Origin of the sequence: Bowmanella sp. JS7-9, from assembly GCF_004329715.1 — a bacterium.
GTDB classification, from domain to species: Bacteria; Pseudomonadota; Gammaproteobacteria; order Enterobacterales; family Alteromonadaceae; genus Pseudobowmanella; species Pseudobowmanella zhangzhouensis.
In genome coordinates this window covers 341135-360211 of record NZ_JXSY01000011.1, presented here as the reverse complement: position 1 = coordinate 360211, position 19077 = coordinate 341135, and the positions used below count along the sequence as shown (strand labels likewise).

Below are 19077 nucleotides of genomic sequence, written 5' to 3'. Positions count from 1 at the left end.
TATTATCTTTTTTTGCGCAATCCAAGCCAAGCCAAGCCCGTAAGCATTAACGCCCATGCCGCAGGCTCAGGTACTTTTCCGTAAGTTAAATTATCGTAACGAACCTCAAATGAATTTCCGTCATTTTTAGCGTTGAGAATAATGTCGGAAAACCCAACTGTCATCGAAGACGTTTCGCTGTATATTTTAGTGCCGTTCAGGAAATAATCGACACCCATACCATTAGCTCGCAACGCAAATCTATTAAAGGCATCAAGAGTAAATAAATCTGAAATTTCGGCCCACATATTGTCCCAAATCGCGATACCCGCTGATGGGAAATTCACTCCAGCTCCTTGAAATTCAAGAATAGGATATGAAGAAATGCTGTCCGAAATATCGCGTCCAACTCCCCAAAAACCCGCATATCGCTCAGAATTAGTCCAGTCAGCACTGACAAACATGTCGATTGCTACATAGTTAGCCCCATCTACTGACAATTTCATACCGTGCGTGTCGTTAAAACCGCCATCCGTCGCTTGAGAGCCGTCAATAGACATCACCAATTCATTATCAACGATGGTAAATCCAGCAGGTGCCGTTCGATCCTGACTCCAGTCACCCAGTGAATCACCATTATCAAATGTGAGTGTGACCAAGCTTGCCTGAACATTCATACTTACCAGTATTGCAGCCAGCATCGAACATTTTGTTATTGATTTTCCTAACATATCTTTCTCCATTTGGTTTTTCTCTGTTTCTTGCCATATGCGAGTGAGCAAGATACAAGCCAAATATTTTTTTCCTTTATAAAACAAAGCACTGAATAATTTATTTTTACATATTATTTTATTTGATTCGTGCCACTGTAAAAGAGATTGACAGCTATAAGCAATTAAACCATTGTTTTATCAGTATTTTTTAACGTAATTTGAATTTTATTGATGAATTTAGTCCTCAGAAACAAGAGGATAATTGCCGAAAAATATTCGTTGTCTCCTCCCGACAGCTAGGTACAATCACCGGTCTTATTGCCGTGCGCTATTTAATAACAAAAGAATTTTTCCTTCATGGCTCCAAAAGATTATGTAAAGCGTGGGCGCGTGCCTGCCAAAGAAACACCGCCACCGAGAAAACCGCTGCCCTGGGTGGTGATAATGTTAACCCTCATTGTGGGTGCGGTACTGGCATATGGCCTTTTTATGATTAACGGTGCCAGTGACAAACCCACCCCGGCGCTCAGTCAAAAAGATGCGCCTGTCGAAAAGCAACAAGAGCCGTTGCCAGAAGTGCCGCAGGAAAAATGGGAATTTATCGACACACTGGAAAATCAGGAAGTGGAGGTTGAGGTACCTGATGATCCGGCTGAGCAAAAAGATTATCAGATGCAATGTGGCTCCTTCCGCATTCAGGATCAGGCGGAAACTATGCGCGCCCAGTTAGCCATGATAGGTAAAGAAGCCTTTATCAAAACCACCGATGGTAAGAATGGCATCTGGCACCGGGTGGTACTGGGGCCGTATCACGGTAAGCGCGCGGCTGAGCGGGATCGTCATCAAATCCGCAAACTAGGCATCACCACCTGTCAGATTTGGGGATGGAATTAAAAAAGGCCGGCATATCGCCGGCCTTTTACATTAATGGGGATGAGGGACTGCCTGCATTATCTCGCCGAAACTACTGGCCTTGCGGCTGATCTCAAGTGGTTTGTCCAACACGTTGCTAATATGTGTTGCGCTGATTAAACCACGAATAGCCTGCGTCACAGGTTCCACTACCAATAAGTAATGGCTGCCACATTCGGCCAGCAGCGCCACCAGATTTTCAACCCGGAAACGCCCCAATTCATTGGCATCGACACAGGGAACATCGGGCAATGCCTGCATCACCTGCTCTATATCCAGTTCATCGGCGGATTGATTCAACTGATGGGCGCGAATCAACAATTGTTCACTTTGCAGGATTTGCTGACTGACCACCCCAATCACCCGTTGTCTCGCATCGACAACCAAACAGGCGGTAATGCCGAGACTGGTGAGTATTTGCCGAGCACTGAGCGCCGATAAACTGTGGGGTAAGACCATAGATTGGGTCGTAGAATAGGGCATGACAGCCTGCCAGGCCGGACTATGTTTGCTAAAGCCTTCTGACACAGCCAGCGCCATTCTTGGTTCTTGAACGATAAACGGTTTCAATGATTTTGTGATGTACATAACTCACCTTCAATATTTAACAAAAATTTTCAACTAGTTGATTTTGTTAAACATTGAGGGTGGCGCACGAATAAGTGCATAGCGGGCAACAAACGCCAGTAACGCTGGCGCAGCATACTCACAGGGGTTGTCAAAACCTGGGTTCAGGGACAATAAATGCTGACGCTCAGAGGTGACAGAATCGCCATCATCGTCGGCATTGACTTTATCGCTCAGGAATACCAGTTCAGCAGACTGCTCATCAGCCTGCCAACCCGCGGTCTGGTCTGTCGCACCGCCCAACAACACCAGCATCAGCAGCAGCGATGCGCTGAGCACTGACATGTTGCGAATTGAAAGCAGCTTACCTGACATACCAAACAAACCTTGTTGCCTTGTATAGCTAGTTATATGCGCGACACGATAAAAAACCGATGTCAACCAACGGACATTCCCCACCACTAAGCGTAATTGGTGGTTTTTACCGCGCTTACCCGGGTTGTGACTTGAATTTTTATCCTCTGCCCCCTACATACACCTCACGTCCGCTTGCTGCCCGCCAGCAAACAACAAGGAAAAATGAATGACTACAATCGTATCTGTACGCCGGGGTAACAAAGTCGTGGTTGCCGGCGATGGACAGGTTTCTTTAGGCAATACAGTGATGAAGGGCAACGCCCGCAAAGTGCGCCGCCTGTATCACAACAAAGTATTGGCCGGTTTTGCTGGCGGAACCGCCGATGCGTTTACCCTGTTTGAACGCTTTGAAGCCAAGCTGGAAGCCCATCAGGGCCATTTAACCCGCGCCGCCGTTGAACTAGCTAAAGACTGGCGTACCGACCGGGCCCTACGCAAATTGGAGGCCCTGTTAGCAGTAGCAGACCACACTGCCTCTTTCATCATCACGGGTAATGGCGATGTGGTGCAACCGGAGAACGATTTGATTGCTATCGGTTCGGGTGGTCCCTATGCCCAGGCGGCGGCGACGGCGCTGTTAGAAAATACCGATTTAGATGCCGAAACTATCGCGACCAAAGCGCTAACTATCGCCGGTGACATCTGTGTTTATACCAACCAGTTCCAGACTATCGAAACGCTGGACTACTAAGAGATTACTATGTCTGAAATGACTCCAAGAGAAATTGTGCACGAGTTAGATCGGCACATCATTGGTCAGCACAATGCCAAGCGCGCGGTTGCCATCGCGCTGCGTAATCGCTGGCGTCGTATGCAACTGGATGCAGAACTGCGCCAGGAAGTGACACCGAAAAATATTCTGATGATTGGCCCAACGGGTGTTGGCAAAACCGAAATTGCCCGCCGACTGGCTAAACTGGCCAATGCGCCTTTCATAAAGGTAGAGGCCACCAAATTCACCGAAGTCGGTTATGTGGGTAAAGAGGTCGAATCAATTATTCGCGATTTAGCCGATATCGCGGTGAAAATGTGCAAAGAACAGGAAATGGCCAAGGTTCGCTATCGCGCGGAAGAAGCGGCCGAAGAACGAATTCTGGATGCCCTGTTACCGCCACCGAAAGACAATTGGGGGAATAGTGAACCCGTTGAAGATCGCGGCACACGTCAAACCTTCCGTAAAAAGTTACGTGAAGGCCAATTAGATGACCGTGAGATAGAAATCGACATCGCTGCGCCACAAATTGGGGTTGAAATCATGGCACCGCCAGGCATGGAAGAAATGACCAATCAATTGCAGGGCATGTTCCAAAATCTGTCTGGCAACGCCACTCGCAAGCAGAAAAAACTCAAGATTAAAGATGCGTATAAGTTACTCATCGAGGAAGAAGCGGCGCGACTGGTAAATCAGGAAGACCTGAAACAAAAAGCCCTGCATATGGCCGAGCAAAACGGCATCGTTTTTATCGATGAAATCGACAAAATCTGTAAACGTGAAAACACCGGCGGTGCAGACGTCAGTCGTGAGGGCGTTCAGCGTGACCTGTTGCCTCTGGTTGAAGGCTCTACCGTTAGTACCAAACATGGCATGATCAAAACCGACCACATTTTGTTTATCGCCTCAGGGGCGTTCCAAATGACCAAGCCGTCAGACTTGATCCCGGAGTTACAAGGCCGTCTGCCAATTCGGGTCGAGCTGAATGCCCTGACCGTTGAAGATTTTGTGCGCATTCTGACCGAACCTAATGCTTCTTTGACCGCACAATACAAAGCACTACTCAAAACCGAAGGGGTGGATATCGACTTCACGGAAGACGGTATTCAGCGTATTGCTCATGCCGCCTGGCAAGTCAATAAGCGCACGGAGAATATCGGTGCGCGCCGCTTACACACGGTACTGGAACGTCTGATGGAAGAGATTTCATTTGACGCCAGCGAACGTAACGGCGAACAACTCACCATTGATGCGTCCTATGTAAACAGTAAGCTGGATGTACTGGTCGATGATGAAGACCTAAGCCGCTTTATTCTGTAAAACTCCACAACCCCGCCCCGAGCGGGGTTGTTTTTTATTTACACAATTCCATGCATAATGGCGACAACATCATTATCACCACGATGTAAGGGTTGTGTTGTTATGCCTCGACTGGCGCGTTATCTGACCGGAATAGTTCCCACCCAGCTCAGCCTGCTTGTGCTGTGGATTGCTGTCTGGGAATTGGCCGGCTTAATGGAATATGCCAACCACGCCAGTGTCTGGTATCCACCCAGTGCACTTTCTATCGCCGCATTTTTGTTGCTCGGTCAGCGTGCGATATTACCCATTACCCTCGCCATCGTGGCGGTCACGTTTCAAACTGCGACGCAATACGCTCTGCCCCACACTACATTGCAACTGATTGAAGCAGGTCTGCTCAATGCCGCCGCACATATTTTGCCCTATTGGCTAACCGGCTTTGTTATTCGATATCAGCGCATTCGCTATGAGCACCATTTTACTTTGGTCATTCTCACTGTGTTGGTGATCACCCCGCTGATGACCTTAGCGGCAACCGGGCTGACAATGCTGTCATTGTGGTTTACTGATATGCTGCCATTCAGCGATATTGCCGATACCTGGCTGCCATTCTGGATTGGCGATCTCACCGGTGCGTTAGCATTAGGGCCGATGTTTTTAGGCGTTATAAGTGCGGTCACATCCAGCAGCCTGCACCTGTTGGACGACCCTGTGTTGCGCCCTCAGCAACTCATGAGCCGGCATTTTAGTTTTCGGATTCTAATTAGCGTCAGCTGCATTCTGGCCGCCATGTTGCTGGCCAGCTTTTTCAATAATTCCCATGCAGTATTTGCCATTTTCTTCCTGGTTATCCCGCATATGTGGATCGCCATTACCGAGCCGCCATTTAGCAATGCCACCAGCGTCGCCATAGCCAGCCTGCTGATTGCCATATTAATTCCCGCACTGGGACTGATGGAACATGCACTGGTCTATCAGTTTGCGATTTGCGTGGTAGCCGCTAACAGTCTGTTTGGTCTGGCCATCCCTACCTTGCTGCAGCACAACCGCGACCTACGCCAGATTGTCGCGACCGATAGCCTGACTGGCGTGGCGTCCAGAGAACGTTTGGTGCGCAAGGCTATGGCCCAGTTAAACCGCACTAAAGTACAAGGCATACCGTTAAGTGCCGTGGTGTTCGACATTGATCACTTCAAGCAGATAAACGACCAATTGGGACATAGCGAGGGGGACAAAGCCTTACAGCAAGTCACCATTGCTGCGCAGCTATGTTTGCGCCCCTGCGATCTCCTCGGCCGATTTGGTGGCGATGAGTTTGTCGCGATATTACCCGGTGCAAACCAGTCTCAGGCAGAGGAAATTTCAGAACGTATTCGTAGTCGGGTTACGCAACTCATGACAAGCGGCGGCGGGCATTTATCAGCCAGCTTTGGTGTAGCGCAAAGCGTTACGGACGACACATTCAATAGTTTGTTTGAACGGGCAGACAGTGCACTTTATCGCGCCAAACAGGCCGGCCGTAATCAGGTCATGCTCGCCCCTGTGCCTGAACAAATCATATCCTGATCAAGTATTTATTGAGTAAGCTTGACTCTATAGTCGACTACAAGGTTTATACTTACCGCCATGAAAACAGCATCGTTAAAAATCGGTCAACTGGCCAAGGCTACCGGCGTCTCCAATGAAACTATCCGTTTCTATGAGAGTAAAGGGTTATTGACCGCAAGTGAGCGTTCCAGCAACGGCTATCGCCACTACGGCAGTGACGCGCTGCAACGTTTGCGCTTTATTCTGCGCGCTAAGCGTGTTGGCTTTAGCCTGGATGAAATCGCCGAATTACTGGCGCTGCGCACTCACGCAGATGCTCATACCTGTGAAGAAGTAAAACACTACACACAGAATAAAATGCAGCAGATTGACAGTAAAATCGCAGAATTACAGGCTATCCGCCAGTCTCTCGCCACCCTGCATCAAGCTTGCTGTGGCGGCAGTGAAAGTGCCGAGCACTGCAGTATTCTTAACGCTTTGGATGATCCCAACCATGAATGAAGTCGCCCTGCTTATCAGTAATTTTTTCTCGTTATTCGTGGAATCCGCACCGTGGCTGCTGCTGGGTTTAGTCATTGCCGGCATCATGCACGAACTGCTACCGGTAAAACTGCTGGAGCGACACATGGGTAGCCGCAGCACCAGCGCAATTATCAAGGCCTCATTAATTGGCGCCCCCCTGCCCCTTTGCTCATGTGGGGTGATCCCTGCCGCATTGGGCTTACGCCGCAGCGGTGCATCCAGACCCGCAACCAGTGCTTTTTTAGTTGCCACGCCTGAAACCGGCGTAGACTCCATCTCCGTTTCCTATGCCTTGCTCGGCCCGGTGTTTGCGTTTGTGCGCCCTTTCGCCGCGATAGTCAGTGCGATCTACACCGGATTATTAGTCAAGCTTATTACCCGCAACGAACACCATCAGGCTGAAGCGGAACAGTCTTCTTCGGCCACAAGTTGTTGTGCGACGACAACGTCCGAAGCGGTGCAAACCTCATGCTGTAGCAAACAATCAGTTGACGTCGTCACTCAGCCTGCTGCACCCGCTGCGTGCTGTGCGAGCACCAAGCCCAAAGCAGAACCTGACTGTTGTGCTGCCGCACCTGCAAAAACTTCCAGCTGTTGTAGTAGTGACTCTCAACCTCAATCCTCTCAGGCTTGGCTGAGCAAAATCATCGCGATGCTGACTTTTTCCTTCACGACGCTGCTCAAGGATATCGTACTGTGGCTCATGATCGGGTTGGGATTAGCAGCCATGATTCAAACCTTTGTGCCGATGGATTTTCTTACCCGCTGGGGAGACGGCTTGCTGGCAATGCTGGTTATGGCGCTGATTGGTGTCCCCATGTACATCTGTGCCACCGCCTCGACCCCGGTCGCACTGGGTTTTCTTGCGGCCGGATTATCCCCCGGAGCGGTATTGGTGTTTTTGCTGGCAGGCCCCGCCACTAACATCAGTACTATGGGCATGATCGGCAAAGAAATGGGGGCTCGTACGCTTGTGGCTTATCTGTTTGGTGTGGTTAGTGCAGCCATTATGCTCGGATACGGTTTAAATCTGGCGTTGGAGTATCTGGGGATAGCGCTGGATTACTCAGAAGTGAGTCAGCACCATCATGGCACCGAGAGCCCGATTCACTTACTGGCAGCGCTGATATTATTTGGTTTGATTGTCAGAACCCTGACCAATGGCTGGCGCGCGGCGCGTCCCCAGCCATCGTCCAGTTGTCATTAGGCGTGGGTAATTAACCAACCCATGCCGGTTACTGCGGCAAAGCCAATCGCATAAGCAACCAGCAAATGGCCGCTGAATTTCAGATAGCGGCCAAAGGTAAGAATCTCAATCTTACTCATCGCGACGACGCCGGCGGCAGAGCCAATCACTAACAAAGAGCCTCCCACACCGACGCTGTAGGTTAGCGTAAGCCAGTCTGCCAGACCCATTTCAATACCAGATTTTAATAAGGCGGCAGTCAGCGGCACGTTGTCCAGCAAAGATGAGACCATGCCCATCAGGAAGTTGGCCAGCCACACAGGGACAATCTGGTACAGCATTGGGAAGTAATCCAGTACCTGCAACTCTTTCAGCATGCCAACTAACAGCAACACGCCAAGGAAGAACAGCAAGGTATCAAACTCAATATGGCGCACATATTCCAGTACTTCTTCATCACGGTTTAAGAACTGCACCACCAAAAACATCATCGACAGACCAAACAGGAAACACAACACGGGTGGTATGCCGAAACTGACGTTGAGCAATAAGGTGCCCAAAATGGTCAGCATAAATAGCCCGGTGACCAGCTTGTCACCGCGGGACAGACGCGTCACTGTTTTGCTAAAGGATAACTGTTCCTTGAGCGGGCGGGACAATACAAAAGCCAACACCATTACCGCAGCAAAAGCCGGCACACTGATCAACATCAGATTGGGAATGCTGACCTTGCCGGCCAGGAAAATCATCAGGGTGGTTACATCACCGGTAATCAGTGCAGCACCACCAGCGTTGACAGAAAAGATAATCAACACCAGATAACGCATGAGACGGTCGGCATCGAGGCGCAGACTCATCAAAAACGAGATACACACCAGGGTGGCGGTAATATTGTCGGCAAACGAAGAGAACACAAAACCGAACAGACCGGTCAGATACATCAATTTGCGTTCGCTGACCTGAGTTGGCATCAATCGACCCACCAGTGCTTCGATAATCCCTTTAGCTGACAGGTACGCGACGAAGGTCATGGCTGCCATCAGGAATAACCATAGCGTGGCCACATCCAGCAGGTTTTCATTCAACAAGCTAATACGTTCTGCGGCGGAATGATGACTGATTGGCAAAATGAAATACAACATCCAAACCAATGAACCAAAAAACAACGTGGTTTTGGCTTTATTGATATGCACCACATCCTCAATCACGATAGAAACAAAGCCCATCGCCACCAAACACAGCAAGATTATCGTCATTTTTTCGTCCCCGTCCGTTGATGGGCGCGAATTATACGCAGTCTTAATTCATTGGGGGCATTTATTTTGTCTATAGTGAGGGTTTGTGTGCGGTTAATTTATCCAAAAGCTGTTCAAAGGCTGTACACTGAGCTAACTATCAGTAAAACGTAGATATTTTGCCGATGATTTTTGCTGCGTAACAACATTTGTTGTTAGCTGTAAGACAAAATTCATGGTATATCGCAGGCGAATTTCTATCGCATATTTTGAGATTTAAATATGACCGCAACCCTAGGTTGGAGAGAGTGGGCCAGCTTACCTGAGCTGGGCATCTCCTCGATAAAAATGAAAGTTGATACCGGCGCCCGAACGTCCTGTTTGCATGCGTTTAATCTGGAACCGTTTGAGAAGGACGGCGAAGAATGGATCCGTATTTTTATGCATCCGCGCCAAAATGATAACGAAACCGTGGTCATTACCGAAGCCAAAATACATGACCAACGCGTAGTTCGCGACTCCGGTGGTCACGAAGAGCTACGTTATGTGATTCGTACGGAGTTGGTGGCGGGTAACCAGAGTTATCCCATCGAGCTGACCCTGACCAATCGTGACAGTATGAAGTTTAGAATGTTACTGGGGCGTCAGGCTATGCTGAAACGCTTTATCGTCGACCCAGCCGCCTCTTATTTATTAGGAAAGCATTCATGAAAATTGCGGTCTTATCGCGCAACGCCAATCTTTACTCCACCCGCCGCCTGAAAGAGGCTGCCGAGCAACGCGGCCACGAAGTGGTCGTGGTGGATGCACTTAAGTGCTATATGAACATCAATATGAAGGAAAACTCCATCCACGTGCGTGGTAAAGAGTTACCTCAATTCGACGCGATCATTCCGCGCATTGGTGCCTCCATCACTTTTTATGGCACGGCAGTTCTGCGCCAGTTTGAGATGATGGGCGTGTATCCCCTGAATGAATCTGTCGCCATTACCCGCAGCCGCGATAAATTGCGCTCGTTACAGTTGCTGTCGCGCAAGGGTATCGGCCTGCCGGTCACAGGTTTCGCTAACCAGGCCAGTAATATTCCCGATCTAATCGAGATGGTCGGCGGCGCTCCGCTGGTGATCAAGCTGTTGGAAGGTACTCAGGGTATCGGTGTGGTATTGGCAGAAACCCGCAAAGCGGCAGAGTCGGTGATTGAAGCCTTTATGGGTTTAAATGCCAACATCATGGTACAGGAATACATAAAGGAGGCGGGCGGCGCTGATATTCGTTGCTTCGTCATTGGCGACAAGGTCATTGCCGCGATGAAACGCCAGGCCAAGCCGGGGGAATTCCGCTCTAACCTGCACCGTGGCGGTACCGCTTCGATTATCCGCCTGACGCCGGAAGAACGTCTGACGGCGGTGCGAGCGGCGAAAACCATGGGATTGAATGTCGCAGGTGTCGATATCTTACGCTCCAACCATGGTCCGGTAGTCATGGAAGTGAATTCATCTCCGGGTCTGGAAGGCATCGAAGGCGCAACCGGCAAAGACATTGCTGGGAAAATCATTGAATTCATTGAGAAAAATGCCCAATCTAAGCGCACCAGAACCAGAGGCAAAGGTTAACGAGTGGCAAGACGTGCCCCCTTTGTGCTGGCCGACGTATCCGTACCGGCCGGCACGCAAAAATCTGTCAAAATCCCTGCGGTACGCTTATATACCGATACCCCCATGGATTTACATGTGGAGGTTTTCCACGGCACCAAGGACGGACCGGTTTTACTGATTTGTGCAGCGGTGCACGGCGATGAATTGAACGGCATCGATATATGCCGACGGCTAATCAAAAAGCTCAATCCCAAACGCCTGGAAGGTACGGTGATGATCGTGCCTATCGTCAATGTATTTGGTTTTATTCACCAGACCCGCTACCTGCCGGATCGGCGCGACCTGAACCGCTGCTTCCCGGGCAGCGAACGGGGCGCACTGGGTTCCCGTTTAGCCTGGCTGGTGTACACCGAACTGATGACCAAGGCCACCCATATTATCGATCTGCATACCGGCGCGATTCACCGCACTAACCTGCCCCAGATCCGCTGCAATATTACCGACCCTGTCGCCTTGAAAATGGCGGAGGCGTTTAACGTGCCGGTTATCCTGCACGCCAAAGAACGTGAAGGCACCCTGCGCGCCGAAGCCAACGCACTGGGTATATCGGTAATCGTGTATGAGGCCGGGGAAGCGTTGCGTCTCGAGTCGCGCCCGATTAAAGCTGGCCTGCTCGGCGTACTCAACGTGATGAAAGAACTGGGCATGGTGCAACGGCGTGGTATTCGCACCAGCTTCAAACCCCTGATGGCCAACAACAGCCAGTGGGTGCGTAATGAAAACGACGGCCTGATCACCAATAAAGTGAAATTGGGCAGTCAGGTACATAAAGGCGATATTCTCGGTTACAGCTGCAGCCCCCATGGTGATATGGAGCAACCAATTCGCTCGCCAATCGAGGGACTGGTGATTGGCATGAGTAAAATTCCCATCGCCAATGAAGGGGAAGCCTTATTCCATATCGCTAAATTCAGCGATGAGGACATTCTTGAAGCCGGTGACATTATCGATGCGTTTATCGAAGACTACAGTAAGCGCCAGATCTGATACCGATCAATTGTCACTGAAAATTCAAGGTTTTAACTAAAGCAGATGTGGCATTATACTCTCTTGGCTAGCGAACAACTGCGGAACAATTATGGATTACAACACTTCTGAACTTTGCGATTTATTTGCCGACTCGGTCGACGTGGTCGAACCGATTTTCGTCAGCTACGGCGGACGGGCTTCCTATGGCGGCGAAATTTCCACGGTAAAGTGCTTTGAGTCCCGCGGTCTGATCGAACAGGTGCTGAGTCAGAATGGCCGCGGTAAAGTGTTGTTAGTCGATGGCGGCGGCTCTAATCGTCGCGCCCTGATCGATTATGGCATCGCGCAATTAGCGGTAGAAAATGAATGGGAAGGTATCATCTGCTACGGCAGCGTACGTGATGTGGACGCGCTGGAAGACTTAGATATTGGCATTCATGCGGTGGCGGCGATTCCGGTCGGTGCCGACTTCGAGCCTATCGGTGATATCGATATTCCGGTGAACTTTGGTGGCGTAACTTTCCTGCCAGAAGACCATGTGTACGCCGACAATACCGGTATTATCCTGTCACCAGAGCCTCTGGATATTGAGTAACCCTTCTTACGCCTTTACCGTATTTACTGCGGACGAACGCGATACCCTCTTACAGCTCAGAGCCGGAGAAGTCCGGCTCGGTGAGCGTATGGGCTTGCTCACGCCAGCCTTTGACCTCGATGAGGCTTATCAGCAGGGCTATCGCTACGCGCTATTAGGCGTGCCGGAAGATATTGGCCCGCGCGCGAATCTGGGTTTAGGTGGCGCCACGTTGGCCTGGCCGGCACTGCTTAGCGTGCTACTCAATATGCAATCCAATGCATTTATGAGCGGCGAACAACTCCTGATCGCTGGTACGGTGCAGCCACCCGCCTGCTCCAATCCCAGCACCGAAAACCTGCGCGAAGCCTGTCATCAACTGGACTTACGGGTGAAAGCGGCAGTCAGCGATATTATCGAGGCCGGATTAATCCCCATCGTGATTGGCGGCGGGCACAATAATGCCCTGCCAATAATTCAGGCTTGCTTTGAGCACTTCAATCAACCGCTGGCCGTTGCCAATCTGGATCCACACAGTGATTTCCGTGCGCGCGAAGGCCGTCATAGTGGTAATCCGTTTCGTTATGCTCATCAGCAGGGGGCGTTAAGTCACTACACAGTGGTCGGTTTACACGAGCAAAAGAACAATCACGACAGTCTGACTGCACTAACCCAAGCCGGATTTCCGTTTCATACGCTGCAAAGCTGGGCATGGCGACGCACCCACACTCTGACCAACATTCTTTCGGAAGTTAGTCAGTATTTACTTAAATCAGACTCGCCGATTGGCCTAGAGTTAGATGTGGATGCCATCAGTAATATGCCCAGCTCCGCCATGACAGCCTGTGGCGTTGGAGTCGACGATGCGCTGTATTATGTGCATCGTCTGGCAGCGTTAGAAAAAGTCAGCTACCTGCATCTGGCCGAGGCAGCACCCGAGCGTCATCCGGCGGGTCTCAGCGCCGGTCAAAAAGTCTGTGGCCAGGTGTTGGCCGAACTTATCTGCGCGTTTGTAAAGGCGCGCTTAGTCCTTTAAAGACAGCCAGTCCTGCGATGACATTCGATACATCACATGTTCATGCAGCGGATGCCCGGCACTGACCAGCGGATGCAAAAAATTCGCACCACTGTCAGACATGCCTATTTTCTCCATCACCCCACGTGAAGGTTGATTGATTACCGGAGTAATCGATTTAAGCTCACTCAATTGCAGCGTCTGAAAGGCAAAATCTCTGACCGCCTTTGCACCTTCCGAGGCATAACCCTTTCGCCAGCAGTGGGAAGCCAGTCGCCAGCCGATCTCAACGCCCGGTGCACAAGGTAAATCCGGCTTTAACGGCTGAATACCAATAAAGCCAATAAAATCGCCCTGTTCTTTGCGCTCTACCGCCCAAAATCCATAGCCGCGAGCGGCCAGACCCTGTTGATAGCGCTGCGCCGCCGCATCACTTTGTTCACGGGTCAGCATTGCAGGGAAAAAGCGCATAACGTCGGGATCGGCATTAAGCGCAGCAAAACCGGCAAGGTCAATATCTTTCCAGTGGCGTAAACGTAAACGGGCCGTGTCGATTGTTGTCATAGGTCTTGTAATTGTCCTTTAAACCAGCGCGCCGATGGACGCAAATCCCCGAACTGATAAGCCAGTTGATTAGGCTGGGCAATATCCCATAAACATAAATCGGCCTGATAACCGACCGCGATACTGCCCACCCGCTGCTGCCATCCCAGTGCTCGCGCGGCATGGCAGGTAACGCCTTGCAGAGCTTCTGTTGGGGTCAAACGGAACAGGGTACAAGACATATTCAGCATCAGCAACAGGTTGCATAACGGTGACGTACCAGGGTTGTAATCTGTTGCCAGCGCCATTGGCACGCCATTAGCGCGCAACAGGTCAATGGGTGGTAATTGTGTCTCACGTAAAAAGTAAAACGCCCCCGGCAGCAAAGTGGCAACAGTACCACTGGCCGCAATCGCCTTGACACCTGCCTCATCCAAGAACTCAATATGATCGACAGATAAGCCAGCAAACTCAGCGGTTAAGGCGCTGCCGCCCAGATTCGATAACTGCTCCGCATGGCATTTGACCGGTACGCCCAGACCTTTGGCGGTTTCAAACACCTGACGGGTTTGCGCTAACGTGAAACCCACCGACTCACAAAATACATCCACCGCATCGACCAGCCCAGCCTCTACCGCCTTGGGCAGCATCTGCTCACAGACCAAATCGATATAACCCTGTGCGTTGCCCGCGAAGTCGGCCGGCAAGGCGTGCGCGCCAAGAAAAGTACAGGCAATGTTAAGCGGTAATTCATCTCCTAAGCGACGCGCAACGCGCAACATCTTTAATTCTGTTGCCGTATCCAGACCATAACCGGATTTCACTTCAATACTGGTCACGCCCTGAGCAATTAAGGTCAACGCACGCTGTTTGGCACTGGCAAACAACTGATCTTCACTGGCTTCCCGGGTTGCGCGTACCGTGCTTAGAATACCGCCGCCTGCCGCCGCAATTTGCTGATAGCTGGCACCGTGCAAACGTTGCTCGAATTCATCTGCACGACTGCCACCGAACACCAAATGGGTGTGGCAATCAATAAAGCCGGGCAGTAGCCATTGACCCTGCCCATCAAAGGTCTCGTCTGCGCTAACCTGACTCAATTCACTTACCTGGCCGATCCACACGATTTGCCCACGCTCAATTAACACTGCGGCATTTTCAAAAGCCGGTGGCTGGTCAGGATGCATGCAAGCAAGATGTACATTGGTAATGAGCGTATCGCCACGCAAGGGATGGCAAGCAGGGTTAACAGACATACAGATAAACGTCCTGATTCAAACGATGGGCTAGCTTGAAAGGTTATGGCCGCTGTGTCAATTTGACCGCTTCCGCAAACCGGCAGTTAGTAGCCGCTAAATAAAAAATGTACGGAATTCCCTATGCAATCTGACAGACACGATCCTACCCGGGTGATCCGGGCGCCCCATGGCAGCCAGTTAAGCTGCAAACACTGGCAAACCGAAGCCGCGTTGCGCATGTTAATGAATAATCTCGACCCGGATGTAGCCGAGCGTCCGGAAGATCTGGTGGTATACGGTGGTATCGGCCGCGCGGCGCGAGATTGGGTATGCTTCGATAAGATCGTTGAGATACTGCAGCGTCTCGAGCTACACCAAACCTTGCTGGTACAGTCAGGTAAGCCGGTGGGTGTATTTGAAACCCATGAAAACGCACCTCGTGTGCTGATTGCCAACTCCAATCTGGTGCCGCAATGGGCAACCTGGGAAAAATTTAACGAACTGGATAAGCAAGGCCTGATGATGTACGGCCAGATGACCGCTGGCAGTTGGATCTATATCGGCAGTCAAGGAATTGTACAGGGCACCTATGAAACCTTTGGTGCAGCGGCGAGAAAGCATTTCAATGGCGACATAAAAGGAAAGTGGGTACTCACTGGCGGTTTAGGTGGAATGGGCGGGGCACAACCGTTGGCCGCCACCATGGCAGGCTTTTCAATGATCGCGGTTGAATGTGACGAAACCCGCATCGATTTTCGCCTGCGTACCGGCTATGTAGATAAAAAAGCCCTGACGCTGGATGAGGCACTGGACATTATCCACCACACTGACGTGCCGGTTTCAGTCGGCCTGCTCGGCAATGCTGCCGATGTGTTCAGTGAGCTTGTCGAACGCAATATCACTCCCGATGTGGTGACCGACCAGACCTCAGCACACGATCCGTTAAATGGCTATCTGCCGCAGGGTTGGACACTTGCACATGCGGCCAACATGCGAGTCGAAAAACCAGCCGAAGTGGTAAGTGCCGCCAAACAGTCAATGGCCGTGCAGGTGCGCGCAATGCTGACGCTGCAGGAGCGCGGCGCGGCGACCTTCGATTACGGTAACAATATTCGCCAGATGGCATTAGAAGTCGGTGTTAATAATGCATTTGATTTCCCGGGCTTTGTGCCTGCCTATATCCGCCCTCTGTTTTGCGAAGGTATTGGACCATTTCGTTGGGCAGCACTGTCCGGCGATCCCAAGGACATCTACAAAACGGATGCGAAAGTCAAAGAACTGATCCCGGATAATCCTCATTTGCATAACTGGTTAGATATGGCGCGCGAACGCATTCACTTTCAGGGCTTACCCGCGCGCATATGCTGGATTGGCCTGAAAGACCGCGCACGCATTGCTCGTGCATTTAATCAGATGGTGAAAAATGGCGAGCTATCTGCCCCGGTCGTTATCGGTCGTGACCACCTGGACTCAGGCTCGGTAGCCAGCCCAAACCGCGAGACCGAAGCCATGCTGGACGGCTCAGACGCCGTCTCTGACTGGCCATTGCTTAATGCGCTGTTAAATACCGCCGGTGGCGCAACCTGGGTCAGCCTGCATCATGGCGGTGGCGTTGGCATGGGCTTTAGTCAACATTCAGGCGTGGTCATCGTATGCGATGGCACGGATGAGGCGGACAAACGTCTCGCCAGGGTATTATGGAACGATCCCGCAACCGGCGTAATGCGCCATGCAGACGCCGGCTACGATATTGCCAAACGCTGTGCTCGTGAAAACGGGTTGGATTTACCTATGCTGGAGCAAGACGCCTGATGAGCCTGTGCATTCACCCCGGAAAACTCACCCTGGCCGATTTGCGTCAGATATTGCATAAAAACGTCACGCTCTCTTTAACGGACAGCGCCTGGCAACAGGTTGAGGCTTCGGCTCAAACCGTCGCCAGGGTGATCAGCGAAGGACGTGTCGTTTATGGCATTAACACCGGATTCGGTTTGCTGGCCAATACCCGCATTAAACCGGATGAGCTAGAGCTGCTGCAGCGTTCGATTGTCTTGTCCCATGCTGCCGGTGTCGGCAAGCTAATGGACGACAGTGTAGTACGCCTGATGATGGCGCTGAAAATCAACTCGCTGGCGCGTGGGTACTCCGGCGTACGCAAAATTGTTATTGAGTACTTACTTTCACTCCTTAACCATGAAATATACCCATGTGTACCTGAAAAAGGCTCAGTGGGAGCTAGTGGCGATCTAGCTCCTCTGGCGCATATGAGTATGCCATTGATGGGTGAAGGACATGTGCATTACCGCGGAGAAATCCTCTCTGGCGCCGAAGGGCTTAAAATAGCAGGCCTGGAGCCACTGAGTTTCGCTCCGAAAGAAGGACTGGCATTGCTCAATGGCACGCAAGCGTCTACCGCACTGGCGCTGCGTGGCTTGTTCGGCGCGCAGGATCTGCTCAATGCGGCCACGGTAGCCGGGGCACTGAGTGTCGAGGCCGCTCTAGGCAGTCGGGCACCGTTTGACCCCAGAATTCATGAGGCACGAGGCCAGCTAGGTCAGATTGATATGGCAGCAGCATATCGAGAACTGCTGGCTGACAGCAGTGAGGTGGGTAACTCCCACGCCCAGTGCGAAAAAGTGCAGGATCCCTATTCGCTGCGTTGTCAGCCACAGGTAATGGGCGCGTGCTTGCAGCAAATCCGTCAGGCTGCCGATGTGCTGTTAGTCGAAGCCAATGGCGTGACCGATAATCCGCTGATTTTTGGTGAGGATGTGATTTCCGGCGGTAATTTTCATGCCGAACCAGTGGCCATGGCGGCCGACAATCTGGCATTGGCCATTGCTGAGATCGGCGCCTTATCAGAACGACGTGGCGCGTTATTAATTGACTCGAATCTTTCACGTTTGCCACCGTTCCTGGTGGAAAATGGCGGCGTAAACTCAGGCTTTATGCTGGCACAGGTTACATCCGCGGCGCTGGCCTCTGAAAATAAAACGCTGGCCCATCCGGCGTCAGTGGATAGTCTGCCGACTTCTGCTAATCAGGAAGATCATGTGTCGATGGCAACCTTTGCCGCGCGCAGACTGGCGGATATGCTGGAAAACAGCATTAATATTATTTCTATCGAGTTATTAAGCGCCGCACAGGGACTGGATTTCCGTCGACCACTGAAAACCACCCCGCAACTGGAAACCGCCTTTGCGCTGATCCGCAGCAAGGTACCGTTTTATGACTCTGATCGTTATTTTTCGCCAGATATTGCTGCGATTACCGCACAAATTTACGCCGGCGAATATAACCGGGTAATTCGGATCAATTAATCCAGTTCGTCGAATGACATGCCTATCATTAACAGGCTGCCCTGCTTTCTGTCGGAACGCACGGTAGCCTGTTTACAGCGGGGCTCGCCTGATGCCGGGTCGTCATATAGTAGGTCAATTTGTTTAAGTTTCAGACCGATCACTTTCTCACCCACATTACATTCCACGCGGCAACCGCCAGACGAAATATCAACTATGGTGCAATCGATTAAACGAGTCGATCCCGGGGCGCGAATCTGAGCAGGAATGTCCGTCAGATGACGTTTTTCTTTGCGTAACTCGCGACGCTCAATATCGTTGGGAAAGGCAACCGCAATCAAGCGTTGGGGGTGGTTGATAGTACCGGTAATGTCCGCCTTAAAGGCGATACATTCGCCTTGCCCACCCTCAGAAATAGCCCGAATGATCAGTGTGCCCTGGTCGCGTATACTGTTACGCAGCATCCCATAACGCCGCGCGTCCGGTTGTTCCACCAGCAAATAGCCACTTTGGCTACCGCCAACAAACCGCGCTTTGTAACGATCATTCTCAGTGGGTAAGTAGTTTTCTATCTCAATATCCAGCCATTGCCCGACGATGAAATGGGAAATATGAAATACAAAAGGCTTGGCGTGTGTTTCCAACATAGCTATCCGAGCGTAAAGTCCATTTTTTTGTCTGTAATGTCTTT

Annotated in this window: 20 protein-coding genes; 13 read left to right on the top strand and 7 right to left on the bottom strand. The window is 51.1% G+C overall.

Annotated elements, in window-relative coordinates; translation table 11 throughout:
* Positions 1-2: 2 nt before the first annotated feature.
* On the bottom strand, positions 3-710 hold the full coding sequence (locus TK45_RS07110) for a PEP-CTERM sorting domain-containing protein (protein ID WP_165490727.1): 708 nt from the start codon (positions 708-710) through the stop codon (positions 3-5).
* 426 nt (positions 711-1136) lie between these two features.
* Here TK45_RS07110 and TK45_RS07105 point away from each other — a divergent pair, with 426 nt between their 5' ends.
* A complete protein-coding gene (locus TK45_RS07105) occupies positions 1137-1586 on the top strand; it encodes an SPOR domain-containing protein (protein ID WP_254426558.1) in 450 nt (149 codons plus the stop codon).
* Between the two features lie 30 nt (positions 1587-1616).
* Here TK45_RS07105 and TK45_RS07100 read toward each other — a convergent pair whose 3' ends face one another.
* Both TK45_RS07100 and TK45_RS07095 read right to left on the bottom strand, forming a co-directional pair.
* The gene (locus TK45_RS07100) at positions 1617-2192 is read right to left on the bottom strand and encodes a hypothetical protein (protein ID WP_131257941.1); all 576 of its coding nucleotides are present in this window, start codon (positions 2190-2192) and stop codon (positions 1617-1619) included.
* Positions 2193-2225: 33 nt separating this feature from the next.
* Positions 2226-2546, bottom strand: coding sequence for a hypothetical protein (locus TK45_RS07095; protein ID WP_131257940.1), 321 nt, complete (start codon positions 2544-2546; stop codon positions 2226-2228).
* Positions 2547-2754: 208 nt separating this feature from the next.
* Between TK45_RS07095 and hslV the strand changes: the two genes are divergently transcribed.
* The 5 genes from hslV (at position 2755) to TK45_RS07070 (ending at position 7879) form a co-directional block, all read left to right on the top strand.
* Positions 2755-3279, top strand: coding sequence for an ATP-dependent protease subunit HslV (gene hslV, locus TK45_RS07090; RefSeq protein WP_131257939.1), 525 nt, complete (start codon positions 2755-2757; stop codon positions 3277-3279).
* 9 nt (positions 3280-3288) lie between these two features.
* On the top strand, positions 3289-4620 hold the full coding sequence (gene hslU, locus TK45_RS07085) for an HslU--HslV peptidase ATPase subunit (protein WP_131257938.1): 1332 nt from the start codon (positions 3289-3291) through the stop codon (positions 4618-4620).
* A gap of 102 nt (positions 4621-4722) precedes the next feature.
* Positions 4723-6168 (top strand): diguanylate cyclase, encoded by a 1446-nt coding sequence (locus tag TK45_RS07080; RefSeq protein WP_165490726.1) that lies wholly within the window; start codon positions 4723-4725, stop codon positions 6166-6168.
* 60 nt (positions 6169-6228) lie between these two features.
* A complete protein-coding gene (gene zntR, locus TK45_RS07075; RefSeq protein WP_131257936.1) occupies positions 6229-6651 on the top strand; it encodes a Zn(2+)-responsive transcriptional regulator in 423 nt (140 codons plus the stop codon).
* Positions 6644-7879: an SO_0444 family Cu/Zn efflux transporter gene (locus tag TK45_RS07070; protein ID WP_131257935.1), complete on the top strand. Its 1236-nt coding sequence runs from the start codon at positions 6644-6646 to the stop codon at positions 7877-7879. The genes zntR and TK45_RS07070 overlap by 8 nt, the downstream gene beginning before the upstream one ends.
* On the opposite strand, the gene nhaD is transcribed toward TK45_RS07070, so the two are convergent.
* Entirely contained in the window at positions 7876-9114 is a 1239-nt protein-coding gene (gene nhaD / locus TK45_RS07065) for a sodium:proton antiporter NhaD (protein ID WP_131257934.1), read from the bottom strand. The two genes, TK45_RS07070 and nhaD, sit on opposite strands and share 4 nt — an antisense overlap.
* A gap of 261 nt (positions 9115-9375) precedes the next feature.
* On the opposite strand from nhaD, the gene TK45_RS07060 reads away from it, so the two are divergent.
* The 5 genes from TK45_RS07060 to TK45_RS07040 all read left to right on the top strand — a co-directional run bounded on the left by TK45_RS07060 (position 9376) and on the right by TK45_RS07040 (position 13327).
* Positions 9376-9804, top strand: a complete 429-nt coding sequence (locus tag TK45_RS07060) for an ATP-dependent zinc protease (protein WP_131257933.1) — start codon at positions 9376-9378, stop codon at positions 9802-9804.
* Entirely contained in the window at positions 9801-10706 is a 906-nt protein-coding gene (gene rimK / locus TK45_RS07055) for a 30S ribosomal protein S6--L-glutamate ligase (protein WP_131257932.1), read from the top strand. The genes TK45_RS07060 and rimK overlap by 4 nt, the downstream gene beginning before the upstream one ends.
* Before the next feature lie 3 nt (positions 10707-10709).
* Positions 10710-11735, top strand: a complete 1026-nt coding sequence (locus TK45_RS07050; RefSeq protein ID WP_254426557.1) for a succinylglutamate desuccinylase/aspartoacylase family protein — start codon at positions 10710-10712, stop codon at positions 11733-11735.
* A gap of 91 nt (positions 11736-11826) precedes the next feature.
* The gene (gene rraA / locus TK45_RS07045; protein ID WP_131257931.1) at positions 11827-12312 is read left to right on the top strand and encodes a ribonuclease E activity regulator RraA; all 486 of its coding nucleotides are present in this window, start codon (positions 11827-11829) and stop codon (positions 12310-12312) included.
* Positions 12305-13327 (top strand): formimidoylglutamase, encoded by a 1023-nt coding sequence (locus TK45_RS07040; RefSeq protein WP_254426556.1) that lies wholly within the window; start codon positions 12305-12307, stop codon positions 13325-13327. Before rraA ends, TK45_RS07040 begins: the two co-directional genes overlap by 8 nt.
* On the opposite strand, the gene TK45_RS07035 is transcribed toward TK45_RS07040, so the two are convergent.
* Complete coding sequence (locus TK45_RS07035; protein ID WP_131257929.1) at positions 13316-13870, bottom strand: GNAT family N-acetyltransferase; 555 nt, start codon at positions 13868-13870, stop codon at positions 13316-13318. The genes TK45_RS07040 and TK45_RS07035 overlap by 12 nt on opposite strands.
* Positions 13867-15105: an imidazolonepropionase gene (gene hutI, locus TK45_RS07030; RefSeq protein WP_131257928.1), complete on the bottom strand. Its 1239-nt coding sequence runs from the start codon at positions 15103-15105 to the stop codon at positions 13867-13869. Before hutI ends, TK45_RS07035 begins: the two co-directional genes overlap by 4 nt.
* A 123-nt stretch (positions 15106-15228) precedes the next feature.
* On the opposite strand from hutI, the gene hutU reads away from it, so the two are divergent.
* Positions 15229-16899, top strand: coding sequence for a urocanate hydratase (gene hutU / locus TK45_RS07025; RefSeq protein ID WP_131257927.1), 1671 nt, complete (start codon positions 15229-15231; stop codon positions 16897-16899).
* Positions 16899-18407, top strand: coding sequence for a histidine ammonia-lyase (hutH, locus tag TK45_RS07020; protein ID WP_217350815.1), 1509 nt, complete (start codon positions 16899-16901; stop codon positions 18405-18407). Before hutU ends, hutH begins: the two co-directional genes overlap by 1 nt.
* Here hutH and TK45_RS07015 read toward each other — a convergent pair.
* Positions 18404-19033 carry a PilZ domain-containing protein gene (locus tag TK45_RS07015; RefSeq protein ID WP_131257925.1) on the bottom strand — a complete coding sequence of 210 codons (630 nt, stop codon included), beginning with the start codon at positions 19031-19033 and terminating at the stop codon, positions 18404-18406. The two genes, hutH and TK45_RS07015, sit on opposite strands and share 4 nt — an antisense overlap.
* Positions 19034-19077: the final 44 nt, after the last annotated feature.

Bases quoted from the DNA above. Each gene is read 5' to 3' on its own strand.
- TK45_RS07110 (WP_165490727.1), bottom strand. From the start codon at position 710: ATGTTAGGAAAATCAATAACAAAATGTTCGATGCTGGCTGCAATACTG.
- TK45_RS07105 (WP_254426558.1), top strand. From the start codon at position 1,137: ATGTTAACCCTCATTGTGGGTGCGGTACTGGCATATGGCCTTTTTATG.
- TK45_RS07100 (WP_131257941.1), bottom strand. From the start codon at position 2,192: ATGTACATCACAAAATCATTGAAACCGTTTATCGTTCAAGAACCAAGA.
- TK45_RS07095 (WP_131257940.1), bottom strand. From the start codon at position 2,546: ATGTCAGGTAAGCTGCTTTCAATTCGCAACATGTCAGTGCTCAGCGCA.
- hslV (WP_131257939.1), top strand. From the start codon at position 2,755: ATGACTACAATCGTATCTGTACGCCGGGGTAACAAAGTCGTGGTTGCC.
- hslU (WP_131257938.1), top strand. From the start codon at position 3,289: ATGTCTGAAATGACTCCAAGAGAAATTGTGCACGAGTTAGATCGGCAC.
- TK45_RS07080 (WP_165490726.1), top strand. From the start codon at position 4,723: ATGCCTCGACTGGCGCGTTATCTGACCGGAATAGTTCCCACCCAGCTC.
- zntR (WP_131257936.1), top strand. From the start codon at position 6,229: ATGAAAACAGCATCGTTAAAAATCGGTCAACTGGCCAAGGCTACCGGC.
- TK45_RS07070 (WP_131257935.1), top strand. From the start codon at position 6,644: ATGAATGAAGTCGCCCTGCTTATCAGTAATTTTTTCTCGTTATTCGTG.
- nhaD (WP_131257934.1), bottom strand. From the start codon at position 9,114: ATGACGATAATCTTGCTGTGTTTGGTGGCGATGGGCTTTGTTTCTATC.
- TK45_RS07060 (WP_131257933.1), top strand. From the start codon at position 9,376: ATGACCGCAACCCTAGGTTGGAGAGAGTGGGCCAGCTTACCTGAGCTG.
- rimK (WP_131257932.1), top strand. From the start codon at position 9,801: ATGAAAATTGCGGTCTTATCGCGCAACGCCAATCTTTACTCCACCCGC.
- rraA (WP_131257931.1), top strand. From the start codon at position 11,827: ATGGATTACAACACTTCTGAACTTTGCGATTTATTTGCCGACTCGGTC.
- TK45_RS07035 (WP_131257929.1), bottom strand. From the start codon at position 13,870: ATGACAACAATCGACACGGCCCGTTTACGTTTACGCCACTGGAAAGAT.
- hutI (WP_131257928.1), bottom strand. From the start codon at position 15,105: ATGTCTGTTAACCCTGCTTGCCATCCCTTGCGTGGCGATACGCTCATT.
- hutU (WP_131257927.1), top strand. From the start codon at position 15,229: ATGCAATCTGACAGACACGATCCTACCCGGGTGATCCGGGCGCCCCAT.
- hutH (WP_217350815.1), top strand. From the start codon at position 16,899: ATGAGCCTGTGCATTCACCCCGGAAAACTCACCCTGGCCGATTTGCGT.
- TK45_RS07015 (WP_131257925.1), bottom strand. From the start codon at position 19,033: ATGTTGGAAACACACGCCAAGCCTTTTGTATTTCATATTTCCCATTTC.